Consider the following 12,612-nt stretch of genomic DNA (forward strand, 5'->3'; position numbering starts at 1 on the left):
TTCAGCACAAACGCTCTCTGCGCCTCCATGAATTTACTCTTCTTCATAGAACTCTCCTTCTCCCGCACGCGGGATCATAAATGGAAAATTCCAGCTCTGATCGATCCAGCTTTCGGGCAGCAGGTCAGTTTCTTTCTGTTGATCGTTTTGCGGTCAAGACCGACGGAGCGGAGCCTTTGCGGAGCTCAAGCGAGGCCGGTCGAGTGACGACGTGTCGGATTGTAGCCGAAGACATCAGCACGGTCTTGTTCACGGGTTCGGTAGATCGAGAAGCTCAGATTGGTGCATTTCTGATCCGGTAGACAAAAAATGCCTGCTACCTGCCAGATCGGGCTGGACTGGATCTGACTACTTCAATAGTCGTGCTAGTAGTGCGAAAAGCAGTCTGAAATCTGCAACTTAAGGGGCGATTTTCATGATGGAACGTGAACAATCAATAGATCGTTTCCAACACTTATTAGCTCATGACACCCTTCCGAAGATACCGGATGTCAAGATCACTGCAATCGTACTGAGCTACAATGAAGCAATCAGACTACCCCACTTCATCGAGCATCACGCAGCGCTCGGGGTCGGGCATTTCATCGTGGTTGATAACGGCTCGACGGACGAGACTGCCGAGATCCTCGATGCTGACGAAAGGGTGACGCGGCTCTATACGACCAAGCCATACTCAGAAAACAAGGCGGCTTGGCGTGAGGCCATTGCAGATCTTTTCTGCGTGGGCAAATGGGTCCTTTTTGTTGATGTGGACGAGCTACTCTTGTACCCGGGCTGGCCGGACATCGATCTGGCTCGCTATTGCGCGCTTCTCGAGGGCCGGAACGAAGACGCGCTCTTTACGACAATGGTGGATATGTACCCAGACAGGCCACTTTCGCAGGTTCAATACGAATGTGGCACCCCTTTTCTCGACGTTGCCCCTTATTTCGACACGGGGAACTACCGGCTGATCCCTCTTGAACCAAAGGCCCAGAAACTCTGGCCCACGCCGCACTACCGCGTGTTTGGTGGCGCGCGGGAAAGGTTGTTTGCCAACGAAGAAGATCGCAAATCCGGGCTACTGGAAAAAATCGTCACGAAAACCGTTTTCAGTCTAGGGCGCAGCAATTTGCGTCCCAGTAAGAGGCGGCAAAACCTTGACGCTAAGGCAATAGCGTTTATCAAGGAAGGCAAGCAAAAACTGTCGCCACCCACTATGTCGAAGGTACCGCTTATGCGATGGCAAAAGGGTACGCAGTTTCCCGGCGGGCCGCACCGAGTAAACAAGCCCTACGCAATGTCAGAGGATTGGGGTGCGCTTCTTCATTTTAAATACTTCGATGATTTTGGACCGCGCTCAAAAGAAGCGGTTGATCGCGCACAGCACGCAGCGGGCGCGGCGCATTACAAGCTTTATGTTGGCGGGTTGGACAGCATTGAAAACCAAAGCCTGAGATTTTCCGGTTCAAGGCGGTTTAAATCAACTAAAGATCTCGTGTCGGCTGGTTTGATGCGCGTTTCTGCTCCTACACAGCGGGTACTGAAAAAATGAGTATTGCCGCAGTCAAAATCATACACGGAGGCAGGCTTAGTGCGCGGCGGCGCATGTATTGACTCTGGAATGACGGCAGGGAGGCTGCATGACCATCCACAAATCCATTGGTGTCCAGGACGGCACAAAAGGCAAACCCGCAATTGCTGATTTCGCTGCAGCGCTATGCTGTGTAGCGGGATTTATGTTCTACAAGTTCTTGTTGTCAGAGTTGTTCGAGGAAGGGCCAATAGTAAGCGCCTGTGCCCCGCTCTTGGTGTTCGCGTCCTGCCTTTTCTTCCCCGGCCTTTCTCAAGCGTCAGTATCGCCGGCTATGCGTATCGTGTGTCGCGTTGTAGCGGTAATGCTCGGCCTATACGCGCTCGCCGCTGTGATTACCTACCCGGCGGGTATCAGCGGAGAGGCAGATACCACGCTTGCGATCATTCGGTTCATTCCTCTTGTCGCTATCGCGGCCGCCATAATGTCTTTCTGGTACCCGGCATTCGTTATCGTTCCCGCTACAGTCGTCCTCGCCAAGAAAGCCGTGGGGACACATTTGTTCGAAATACGCATTAGCCACACAGACTATTTGGCGGTAGTGGAGATGGGTATCATTCTTGGAATAGCGGCCATTCTACTCGGGCGTGGTGGTCGTTGGGCATCAGGCAAACCTCCCCGAACACTGTTTGGCTGCGACGCAAAAGCAGCGTCGGTCATCGTGTTCATGATCGCAGTCGCCGCACATTTTTCGAATTACTTTTACTCGGGGATTCAGAAAATCGAACTCGACGGGGGGCCTTTTTTCTGGGCGCTGCAAAATCCCACGCATGTCTTATCGATTAGTGCATGGATCGGGGGTTACTTCCCTCTCGGGTCCTGGCCGGACGTGGCGACGTTTGCGATTCAATCCGCGGAAAAAACCCATGTAGTGCTGAATATTACGATCCTTTTGGGGCAACTCGTTGCGGTTCTCTTTATCGCAAAGCGCGCCACCATGATCGGGCTGACCCTTTTCTACGACCTGACGCATGTCATTATTTTTCTTGTCAGCGGCATATTCTTTTGGAAATGGATAATCCTGAATCTCGCGCTTGTCGCCGCAATGCGGCGACTGCCTAGCTGGGTGGAGATCCGATCAGTTGCTGCTGTTGGTGTTGCAACGGTGGTCCTGGCACCTGCGGTTTTTGGTATCGTTTGGCTGGGTTGGTATGACACGCGAGCCCTTGTTGTATCTGAAACTTACGCTGTAACACAGTCGGGGGATGTCTTGCGCGTCCCGTCGAACTTTTTTGGGACGATCTCGGTGACAGCTGCGCAGCATCGATTTGGGCGAACGGAGCCGGGCCATTTCCCGACCGTCACTTGGGGTTCAACACAAACAGCAGCAGACCTCAAAGCCGCAAGGAGTGATTGCGCCTTTGATGAGGATTTACCTCCCCGATTTTCTCGGACACCCGAGCAGGTCGCAGAGACCATTCAATTGATGCATCTCTACGCGCTTCAACGCGAGGAGCGAAGCGGTCAGTACTTTTACGATTTCTTCCCTCATCACATTTGGTCCAACCCGCTTCTTTCTAAAGACTTCGGTGCCATTGCCGTAAGAGACATCAAACACTATGTCTATCGGACGCGATCAGGTTGTGTTTCTTTGGACGAGACTGGACCCGTATTTGACGAGCGGAAAGTCAACGAATTTATAGTACCGTTATCTGGTCGTTCATGAATGTAGTAAACTGAAAGTGTGAAGATGGCAGGCATTGAGATCGTATATGACGGGGACTGTCCATTTTGCTCGCGCTACGTAACCATGGCACGCCTGCGCGATGCAGTTGGACAGGTCAGGCTCGTGGACGCGAGATCGGAGGATCCTTTGGTGACCGAAATAAAGAACCTTGGGTTCGACCTGAATGAAGGAATGGTTGCCCGATACAATGGGCGTGACTACTTTGGGGCAGATTGCATCCATCTTTTATCCATGCTGTCGAGCAAATCGGGCTTGCTCAACCGCCTTTCAAGCACACTTTTCTCAAATCAGCACATTGCTCGACTAAGCTATCCAGTTTTGCGGACTGGGCGAAACGTAACGCTGCGTTTACTGGGTCGAGTACCTATCGTTTGAGACTGGTCTTTGTCAAATTTCTCATGGCTGAGCACGCGTCAGTACAATATACTTGTTCGACAAATTTTCGCTGATTTCAAATTTGCGGGCCTTGAGCCCGTCCAGCATCGCTTCATTTGCTTCTTCCCCGACGACACGTTCATGCGCTTCCATGATGATAACACGGATTCCGGACAAATCTCCGGCATTATTGAACAAGTCGATTTCGCCGCCTTCTATGTCCAACACGATAACCGTGGCCTGATGCTCCGCAAGCGCCGTCTCGAAGTCCTTCGTTTGAATCTCAAACGTCACTTCGTTACCTTCGCGATCCAGTAGTGAGGATGAAGAAGGGTTTTCGTTGGAGCCAAAAGAAACCGTATCCGGCCTATTGGGACCCGACCATAAGATAGCGTTTTCGCAGTGAACGTTCTTGCGGTTCAGCTTGAAATTGTGCCGCGCCATCTCCAGGTTTCTCGGATCGGCCTCGAACACGACAAGCCCATCTTTCCCGACCCGGTCGTAAAGAAACATGGACGTCGCCCCAAGACAGGCGCCCAGTTCGACAACGCGGTCATCCTGTCGCACATGGCGATCGATCATGGCGATTTCGCGCCACTCGTAAGTGCCTTTTTCGAGCGCCTGCTGGATGCCGTCAATCATTCTCGGATGCCGCAAGTCGAATAGGTTTCCATGAAAACGAATACGCCCCGTGACAGGTACAATAATCTTGTTGCGCGCAGTCTCCAAGAAGGATTCACGCCCTTTCGCATGCCCCCAGGGAATACGTTTCCGGATGCTGTTTTTCAGGCGCCGAAGGCGTCGTTGCACCCGGGAGTCCTGTGGTTGGCTTTCATTGTGAGAGGTCAAGAAATTTCCTTTTCTCTTTTTCGCATCCAGCGATCAAAAAAGTACAGGGATTGTATCTTCATTTTATAGCCATGGGAACTTGGTTCCAATCGCGTTCCGCTCGCCGGGTGAAAAAGCCCGCGCTCGCCACCTGCGCTCCACAAATCATTGAGCATGTTCTTACCCGAGAGCTGAGAAATGCCTTTCAGACTAAAGCCGCGCTTTTTCTCGGTCAGAAGGAAATCAAGGCCCCGCCTGCGCAATATGGAACGCACCGCGTTTTTCGGCTCCTTGTCCATGGTCTCTGAAATCGGCTTTGATAGGCCCCATTCGATCACCCGGTGATCGAGCAGCGGCGGTCTGACTTCAAGCCCCGTCGCCATTGAGGTCCGATCGACTTTCGGAAGTACCGAGCCTTCACAAAAAGTCATAAGATCGATCCGTTGCAGTCTTCTCTTGAGAGGCATTTCGGGGGCGTCATGTCGGCGCAGCGCTTCTATCGCCAACTCTTCCGCGCGGTCAGCGGAGACATGCGTTAAGACGTCCTCTACTTCGTCTGGCCGCAGTGTCGGGAAAACCGCATGCAGATGACGATGCAATTCGGAGCGCTGTACAAAGGAAGCTTCCCTGCTCAGACTGGCGGCGCGCCGCAGACGTCTTGGTCGCAACGGCCCGGTGAAACGGGCCGACAAATATCCTAGGATGTTGCCGCCCTGCCCGAGGCTCCCGCGCATATCGGTATCATACCAGCGATATCCTCCAAAAACCTCGTCGCCGCCATCTCCAGACAGAACCACCTTCAATCCAGTACCACGCGCAGCGCACGAAATCGCCATCTGGCTTACGATCGCGCTGTAGCCTAGCGGTTCGTCGAGTGCCGCAAAAGCTGTATCTATGAATTCTGTTGCCGTCTCTTTGTTGAGGTTGAGGCGTTCGATAGCCATGCCGAGAAGCTCCGCAGTGCGCTCGGCAATCGGTGCTTCGTCCTCTCCGGGCGCATCGGAATAGCCAATGGTCAGCGCCTGTACATCCGTGTTCATCGCGGCAAGCGACGACGCGATCAACGAGGAATCGAGCCCGCCTGAGAGAAACACACCAATCGGAACGTCCGCCATGAGATGTTCTTGCGTGACAGTGTCGATCAGATCAGCAAGCTCGTCGATGTTGGCTTCTTCCGGTCCGGTCACAGTGTCGGGGGGATGCCAGTACCTTCGTAGCTTGCAACTGCCTCCACGCGTCCAGTGAAGCGTATGTCCCGCCTCCAGCTTTCGCACGCCGGACAGAATGGCCAGCGGTGTCGGGACGTAGCCAAGCATTAGGTAGGCACTGAGTGCGTCGGTGTTGATGTCCCCGGTAAAACCCAGCCGTTCCAAGACACGCATATCGGATGCCAGCGCGATTTGCCCTCCTTTTTCCGCAACGTAAAGCGGTTTGATTCCGACCCTGTCTCTGGCCGCGAATAGCTGGCTATCCCGGGTGTCCCAGATTGCGAAAGCGAACATGCCGTACAGCTTGTCGACAATCGCCTCGCCCCATTCCGCATAGCCGTTCACAATAACTTCTGTGTCGGTTTGCGACGAAAAGCGGCGCCCTGCTGCACGAAGTTCCGACCTTAACGTATCGGCATTGTACACTTCTCCATTGTACACCAGCACAAAGCGGCCGCAGTCTGACCACATCGGTTGGCTTCCCACTTCGGTTGGATCGACGATTGCAAGGCGCCTGTGTCCAAGACGGATTGGCCCCGCGACTTCATCGGTGAGCGTAGCGATACCCGATCCATCCGGTCCCCGCGATGTCATCAGATCGCATGCGGATTTGAAGGCCTCCTCCGGCGCAGAGCGCGCACTCGGTGGATCGCCGCTACAGAAAACAAATCCGCACATTATTCTGTCGCCTCACCTGCCACGACCGCCTTTAGCGTCACTTCTCTCTTCCGTCCGATCAGCTACAGGACAAGCCCGTCGCGATTAGGCATGGTTGTGAAAATCGCGCCGTAGACACCTCGCCTAAAAGACCCTTATCCTTACTGCTCTTGGCTCAGTCAAGATGCGTATAGTCCAACTCCTTCGCGTTTTTAAATTGAAGCGACCGGCCATCTTCATAGTCAGCATACCGGAGCCACTTCTCGATACGCGGCGGATCGAAATAGTAAAGCACCTGAACATAACTCAGTTTAGATTTGCAGGTTAGAAATCCGCGCGTTGAGCGCGCCAGAGCAGCATGTTCGGCTTATATGCCGGACTGTTCGGGTCTCGCAGTGTGATGTATTTCAGAATAGCAAAGAAACGGTGGATGATGGGAACAACCTTGATGTCGTTTTATTGATGTTTGAGAGAGTAGGGACGGCCTTTTGATCCTCCCCCAGTGAAGTGGTCGGCCGTTATATTCAGGAAAACAGAGGATCAGAATGGGAAACAAGCGACACAGGCGCGCGGAAATTGTCAGGAAGCTGCGGCAGGTTGAAGTACTCTGCGGCCATGCAGTGAAGGATTGCATCAGGGCGGTTGGTGCAAAGACGGCTTACATCGAGCCCGGGTCACCTTAGAAGAACGGATACCGCTAGAGCTCCAATGCCGGCTTTCAGGACGAGATCTTGGACGGTGAAATCTTCTAAAGCGTCAGCAAGGCAAAAATCCTGATCGAAGACTGGAGCCCATGACCTGCTCCCCTGAATTGTCTGGCATTTTAGGTTAGCCTGGTCTCCAACTGATGTGCTAACCGAAAGTCTCCCCGATCTGGGCGAGATTTTCCGCGCTTGTGCTCATACCGACGGGTTGGAAGCGCCTGGCAATTCCATTAGTGCTGCCGGGACCTTGTTCCTGATGGCGCATGCGGTCTTTCTTCGTTGTCCCGAAGCGGAACAACTCGCCCCGGTTACGTTGAGCGGCGCTCTCGATTTTCTCGGTTTTCAACGCGGCACGGTCCCCCCAAGGCTTTTGCGCGATCAAGGCCGGACCATCGCAGACCGGCAGCCCCCTCGAATGAGCCATGTCAAGGATGGCGCTTTCGGCTATGGGTATGTCTTGGAACTGCAAAACTCGGAAGGAACGACGCGCGATGGCAGGAAATACCGATCAGATGGGACCGACTGAACGTTTTGGGGCCTCTTTCGGGCCTGTCCGCCCCGTGGCGCCCGGGGCGAAACCGTCGCCATGACACGCTATTACCTTCCCATCGTCATCGGCACGCTTCTGCTGGCCTTCTGGGTCAGTCCCGACGCGCGGGAAATCGCGGCCGGCGTCGCGATCTTCCTGTTCGGCATGCTGATGCTCGAGGATGGGTTCAAGCTGTTTGGTGGCGGCGCCCTGGAGCGGATTCTCGAACGGGCAACCGGCTCAACGCTTCGGGCGATTTCGTTCGGGATCCTTTCGACCACGCTCTTGCAATCCAGTTCGCTGGTTTCCATCATCACCATCTCTTTTCTAAGCGCCGGTCTGATCTCGCTCATCGGCGGCGTGGGGATCATCTTCGGCGCGAATATCGGGACGACGACAGGCGCATGGCTGATCGCGGGGCTTGGGCTGAAAATCAACATCGCGGCCTACGCCATGCCAATGATCGCCCTGAGCATCGTTTTGGTCTTTCAAAAATCAAAGCCGCTGCGGGGTATCGGCTATGCACTTGCCGGGCTGGGTTTCCTGTTCCTCGGCATCCATCACATGAAAGAAGGATTCGACGCCTTCAAGGACCAGATCGACCTGACGCGCTTTGCACTGACGGGGCTTATTGGTCTGTTCGTCTACTCCCTGATCGGGGCCACCGCGACCGTCGTCATGCAGTCGAGCCATGCAACGATGGTTCTGATCCTCACTGCCCTGGCGGCTGGTCAGATCAGCTATGATAACGCTCTGGCGTTGGCGATTGGTGCAAATATCGGCACGACGATCACGGCGATCATCGGGTCGCTTGGTGCGAATTTCCAGGGCAAGCGTCTGGCGCTCGCCCATCTGATCTTCAACACGGTTACCGCGGTTGTCGCGCTGATTTTCATCGCCCCGCTGCGCGAGGCGGTGGACGGAATCACGGACTTGGTCGGGATCGCCTCTGATGACTACGCGATGAAACTTGCTGTATTCCACACGATATTCAATGTACTCGGCGTCGCTCTGATGCTGCCGTTCCTGACCCGGCTTATTGCATTCCTCCAGCGCCGCATCGTCGAGCCCATACCGGATGTGAGCCGCCCGCGTTTCCTCAACGAGGCGGTCGACGAGTTCCCTCAAACCCTTGAGGTCGCCCTGCGCAAGGAGGTCTTGCACCTCTACGAGAACGCGGTTGAGCTGATCCTGCATGGCCTGAACCTGCACCGTGATGACGTTTTCTCGACCGATAACGTTGCAGCTTTGGTGCGCAAAAGCCGAACTCCATTCGAACTCGACATTGACGAGAGCTACGAACGCCGCGTCAAAACACTCTATGCGGCCATCGTGGAATTCACGACGCGTGTCGGCGACAAACGGGTCGCGCCGGACATCGCCGAACGTATCTATGCCTTGCGCGATGTCGCAAGCGATATCGTGCAGGCGGTGAAATCCGTGAAACATCTCCGCAAGAACATCCTGCGATATACGGTTCGGCCCCAGGGCGCGACAACCGAACTCTATGACGAGCTGCGCACAGAGATCGCACGGATCGCGGTCGAGATCAGAAAGCTCGGTCTTGTCGAACCGGAAGACCGCAGCGCGCTCTGGCTTGATCAGGAGCGGGCCCAGATCGAAGACGATGCCCGCACAACATCCCAGCGCGTCGACGCCCTTATCCGCAAAGGCGTACTGAACGCTACAGCCGCCACGTCGTTCATGAACGATTCCGGATACGCCTATGGCGCCATGCGCGATCTGATCGAAGCGGCCCGCAGCTACTACATCGAACGTGAGGGCGCGATGGCGGAAGTGGAGCGCCTTCTTTCGCTGGACGAAGAGGAACTCACCAAGGCGGTGACCGACCGCGCGCGCGGGCCGGGTTGATGTGCATTGGACGAAACAGTCACAGAACCGTCATGAAACGCGTCCAGAGTCATTCCCAGCATCATAATTGGAGTAGCGAAGATGGGTCTGAAAAAGCTTGCTGCAAATGTGAACGATTACAACGAGCGTCTCGAAAGCGGAAAGGCGAGCAAGATCAAGCCGCGCCATGTGGAGAAAGTCTTGCAGAAGCTACGCTCGAAGTCGACCGAACTGGAGGCTGAAATCGCCAAAGCGACATCACCCGAAAAGAAGGCTCGGCTGGAGGGAAAGCTTGGGATTGCGCAGACACATATCAAGCGCGCGGAATGGTTGTTAAAGGAGTTATCCTAGCTGCGCGAGGAAGGCGTGCCCAGGCTTTCAATTAAGCAACAAACGAATGGATTGGACCATCAAACCTTAGGATCAAACACCTAAAGCTGGCCTGCTTCCGGTTTTGTGGGCAGCGAGATAAGGTGTTTATGCAACTGGGCAATCTAGATGACGAGAAGACTGTTCAGCCGCGATTTCACGCAGGAAGCGGTAAATTTGGTGACAACGCGTGGTGTCAGCAGGGCGCAAGCTTCGAGAGATCCGGGAATACACGTGACTGTGCTTCGCAGATGGGTGCGTGCGTCTGCGGCTGATGGGGTCGCCGCGTTTCCGGGACACGGCAAACTGACGCCGGAACAAAATGAGCGCAGAAGCTTGCGGCGCGAGGTCTCCGAGCTGAAGGCGGAGCGTGATATCTTCAAAAAGGCCGCAGCCTCCTGCGCCAAGGACCAGCTATGATGTTTGGGTTCGTTGCGAAACACAGAGGGGTTTGGCCAGTGAGTTGGATGTGTGATGCGCTCGGTGTGTCACGAAGCGGACCCCATGCCTGGCTGACAAGACCGCGCCGCGACAAGTCGATCCGGGACGATATCGGCAGCGATCCGTTCAAGCTTTCTGCGCTCGGATCGGATTTATGGTGCGCGCCTTGTCTGGCATGATCTTTTGGAGCAGGGCCATCGCTGTGATTTGCATCGCGTCGAAAGACTGATGCGTCAGCAGACGTTCAAAGCGCGGCCCCAAGCGTCGGCAGCCACCTCTGAACCGTGGCATACGATCAGTCACAGTTGCCAAAGTGCTTGAGCGCGCATTGACGGCAGGCGGCCCCAGCCAAAAAATGCCTCTCGGCGATGCAAGCATCGCCTATCAGGTAATAGGTTACCGGCTTCCCTTACATCTGGACCGCCGAGGGGGGGGCTATGTCGCCACTGTCATTGATCTGTTCTCACCTCGGGTCGTTGGTTGGTCTAGGAATTGGGTAAAACTTTTTGGTTGATGTGACAGGTTAGGGTTTTCGAAAGGAGGTGGGGCCCACATGGATGTGCGGATCATGGTCGAGACGACCTTTGAAGATGGCGAAACGCGGACGCGCGACATTGGTCACATCCACCGTTCGCATGACGAAGTTGAGCCCGAGAATTTGGGTTTGTGCCTTGAAGAGGCCAAGACCTTGCTGAACCAATGACAGGAAGCGGTCTTGAAAGATCAGATCGATGAAGCCCTGATGGCGCGCCGGGTCTGCGGCAACTGCGAAAATCCATGTTCGGTCCACGATGATAAACGTCAAGCATTTCTGAGCCCAATCGGATCTTCATCGCAATCTGCACCAAGGTCGGCAGAGCGGATGGACCGCAGCATCTTGACGGTCGGACGAATGGCCGGAATGGGCCGGAAGTGTCGATACCAGCAAGCAGGATCAGGCTACCTTTTTATGCGCAAGTAGTTGGGTCAAGACATCGCCGGCAATTTCAAACGACCGGACCCGCGCAGTGTGATCGTGGATCATGCCGGTTACCAAAAGCTCGTCCGGCCGGTACTTGTCGATGATAGCACTCAACTGCACGTTCACCGTCGCGGGCGAACCCGTTGCGGAACACGACAAGGCCTGTCTGACTTGCGTCAGGACCGGAGCGGGCACTTGTGTATCTACGTCGTTGATCGGCAATGGCAATTTGCCCGGCTGACCGGACACTAACCGCGCGAAGGCGAGCACTTGCGAAGAGCGCAAGAATTGCGCTTGTGCGTCGGTTTCGGCAGCGCAGACACCTACCGCGACCATTGCATAGGGCTCGGACAACGTCTGGGATGGTCTGAATGTTGCTCTGTAGACCGACAGCGCCTCTTCGAGCATGGCCGGTGCAAAATGCGAGGCGAAGGCGTAGGGGAGGCCCAGATGGGCTGCCAGTTGCGCACCATAAAGGCTCGATCCCAATATCCAGACTGGCACATGCGTGCCGACACCGGGAATTGCACGGACAACTGTGCCATCCGGCATATCGCCGAAATAGCCGATCAGTTCCTGCACGTCCTGCGGAAAGCTGTCATCGGGCCCCACATGGCGGCGCAACGCACGGGCGGTGGCCATATCGGTGCCGGGCGCACGACCCAAACCCAGATCGATGCGGTCTGCGTACAGCGTCGCCAGCGTCCCAAACTGTTCTGCCACCACCAATGGCGCATGGTTGGGCAACATGATCCCACCTGCGCCGATCCGCATGGTCCGGGTCGCAGCTGCCACATGGCCGATTACAACGGCCGTCGCAGAGCTGGCGATCCCTGCCATGTTGTGATGCTCAGCCAGCCAGTAGCGGTGATATCCTGCGTTCTCTGCGACGCGCGCCAGAGCAACCGTATTGGTCAAGGCATCTGCCGTGGTCTTGCCCTCTGGCACAGGTGATAAATCGAGGAGCGAAAAGTGCTGCATGAAGACCTCCGTTGGCAATGAGCCATGCATTCAAGCCGTGTAATCCAAGGCCTTTTCCAACTTTCCCAACCTATAATTTAGCCTACGTGGTGCACGACTTCCACATTGGTCAGAAATCGGCGACTTTAAACATTTCAAGATGCTGCAAGATGCATGGATTTCTGCAATGCGAAAGTTGCACCGCGGCGCCGACCAATGAAGCGAATGTCTCATGTGGGCCGGAAGTTTCTTTGAAACAGTCCGCAGAGATAGTCGTTCAATTGGTTCCACTTGACGCCAGTATAGGTATGAAATACCAGCTGAATCCACTTCGAGTAGCCCCGTGAAAGTGGTCCACCAACTGGGATAGATTATCCCGTAAATTGGAGGATCAGCAATGGCTGGGAAACGAGAGAAGCCGGAAGAGATTGTATCGAAGCTTCGGCAGGTTGAAGTTCTGCAAGGACAA

Annotated in this window: 11 protein-coding genes and 2 pseudogenes; 9 read left to right on the plus strand and 4 right to left on the minus strand. The window is 55.0% G+C overall.

The window, feature by feature from the left end:
• From H7847_RS25925 to H7847_RS27320, 4 genes are all read left to right on the plus strand, one after another.
• On the plus strand, positions 1-207 hold a 207-nt coding region (locus H7847_RS25925; RefSeq protein ID WP_227272502.1), incomplete at its 5' end, for a hypothetical protein.
• A gap of 208 nt (positions 208-415) precedes the next feature.
• Positions 416-1,534, plus strand: a complete 1,119-nt coding sequence (locus H7847_RS25930) for a glycosyltransferase family 2 protein (RefSeq protein WP_227272504.1) — start codon at positions 416-418, stop codon at positions 1,532-1,534.
• 88 nt (positions 1,535-1,622) lie between these two features.
• Positions 1,623-3,239, plus strand: coding sequence for a hypothetical protein (locus H7847_RS25935; protein WP_227272506.1), 1,617 nt, complete (start codon positions 1,623-1,625; stop codon positions 3,237-3,239).
• Positions 3,240-3,263: 24 nt separating this feature from the next.
• Positions 3,264-3,635 (plus strand): DCC1-like thiol-disulfide oxidoreductase family protein, encoded by a 372-nt coding sequence (locus H7847_RS27320; protein ID WP_227272508.1) that lies wholly within the window; start codon positions 3,264-3,266, stop codon positions 3,633-3,635.
• A 21-nt stretch (positions 3,636-3,656) separates the two neighbouring features.
• On the opposite strand, the gene H7847_RS25945 is transcribed toward H7847_RS27320, so the two are convergent.
• The gene (locus H7847_RS25945; protein WP_227272509.1) at positions 3,657-4,484 is read right to left on the minus strand and encodes an FkbM family methyltransferase; all 828 of its coding nucleotides are present in this window, start codon (positions 4,482-4,484) and stop codon (positions 3,657-3,659) included.
• The gene (gene asnB, locus H7847_RS25950; protein ID WP_227272511.1) at positions 4,481-6,349 is read right to left on the minus strand and encodes an asparagine synthase (glutamine-hydrolyzing); all 1,869 of its coding nucleotides are present in this window, start codon (positions 6,347-6,349) and stop codon (positions 4,481-4,483) included. Before asnB ends, H7847_RS25945 begins: the two co-directional genes overlap by 4 nt.
• A 596-nt stretch (positions 6,350-6,945) precedes the next feature.
• Here asnB and H7847_RS25955 point away from each other — a divergent pair.
• The 5 genes and pseudogenes from H7847_RS25955 to H7847_RS25975 all read left to right on the plus strand — a co-directional run.
• Positions 6,946-7,077, plus strand: a pseudogene (locus H7847_RS25955) (IS3 family transposase); the annotation flags it as partial.
• A 100-nt stretch (positions 7,078-7,177) separates the two neighbouring features.
• Entirely contained in the window at positions 7,178-7,558 is a 381-nt protein-coding gene (locus H7847_RS25960) for a hypothetical protein (RefSeq protein ID WP_227272513.1), read from the plus strand.
• Positions 7,559-7,618: 60 nt separating this feature from the next.
• Positions 7,619-9,433, plus strand: a complete 1,815-nt coding sequence (locus H7847_RS25965; RefSeq protein ID WP_227272515.1) for a Na/Pi cotransporter family protein — start codon at positions 7,619-7,621, stop codon at positions 9,431-9,433.
• A gap of 81 nt (positions 9,434-9,514) precedes the next feature.
• Positions 9,515-9,763: a hypothetical protein gene (locus H7847_RS25970; RefSeq protein WP_227272517.1), complete on the plus strand. Its 249-nt coding sequence runs from the start codon at positions 9,515-9,517 to the stop codon at positions 9,761-9,763.
• A 147-nt stretch (positions 9,764-9,910) separates the two neighbouring features.
• Positions 9,911-10,578 (plus strand): annotated as a pseudogene (locus H7847_RS25975) (IS3 family transposase); the annotation flags it as partial.
• A 167-nt stretch (positions 10,579-10,745) separates the two neighbouring features.
• Here the strand turns inward: H7847_RS25975 and H7847_RS25980 are convergent.
• The gene (locus H7847_RS25980) at positions 10,746-11,027 is read right to left on the minus strand and encodes a hypothetical protein (protein ID WP_227272518.1); all 282 of its coding nucleotides are present in this window, start codon (positions 11,025-11,027) and stop codon (positions 10,746-10,748) included.
• Between the two features lie 129 nt (positions 11,028-11,156).
• On the minus strand, positions 11,157-12,164 hold the full coding sequence (locus H7847_RS25985; RefSeq protein ID WP_227272520.1) for an LLM class flavin-dependent oxidoreductase: 1,008 nt from the start codon (positions 12,162-12,164) through the stop codon (positions 11,157-11,159).
• Between the last annotated feature and the right edge of the window lie 448 nt (positions 12,165-12,612).

It is taken from the genome of Roseobacter weihaiensis (assembly GCF_020622345.1).
Lineage (GTDB): Bacteria > Pseudomonadota > Alphaproteobacteria > Rhodobacterales > Rhodobacteraceae > Roseobacter > Roseobacter weihaiensis.

Excerpts from the sequence above, each read along its gene's own strand:
- H7847_RS25930 (WP_227272504.1), top strand. The coding sequence starts at position 416 with ATGATGGAACGTGAACAATCAATAGATCGTTTCCAACACTTATTAGCT.
- H7847_RS25935 (WP_227272506.1), top strand. The coding sequence starts at position 1,623 with ATGACCATCCACAAATCCATTGGTGTCCAGGACGGCACAAAAGGCAAA.
- H7847_RS27320 (WP_227272508.1), top strand. The coding sequence starts at position 3,264 with ATGGCAGGCATTGAGATCGTATATGACGGGGACTGTCCATTTTGCTCG.
- asnB (WP_227272511.1), bottom strand. The coding sequence starts at position 6,349 with ATGTGCGGATTTGTTTTCTGTAGCGGCGATCCACCGAGTGCGCGCTCT.
- H7847_RS25965 (WP_227272515.1), top strand. The coding sequence starts at position 7,619 with ATGACACGCTATTACCTTCCCATCGTCATCGGCACGCTTCTGCTGGCC.
- H7847_RS25970 (WP_227272517.1), top strand. The coding sequence starts at position 9,515 with ATGGGTCTGAAAAAGCTTGCTGCAAATGTGAACGATTACAACGAGCGT.
- H7847_RS25985 (WP_227272520.1), bottom strand. The coding sequence starts at position 12,164 with ATGCAGCACTTTTCGCTCCTCGATTTATCACCTGTGCCAGAGGGCAAG.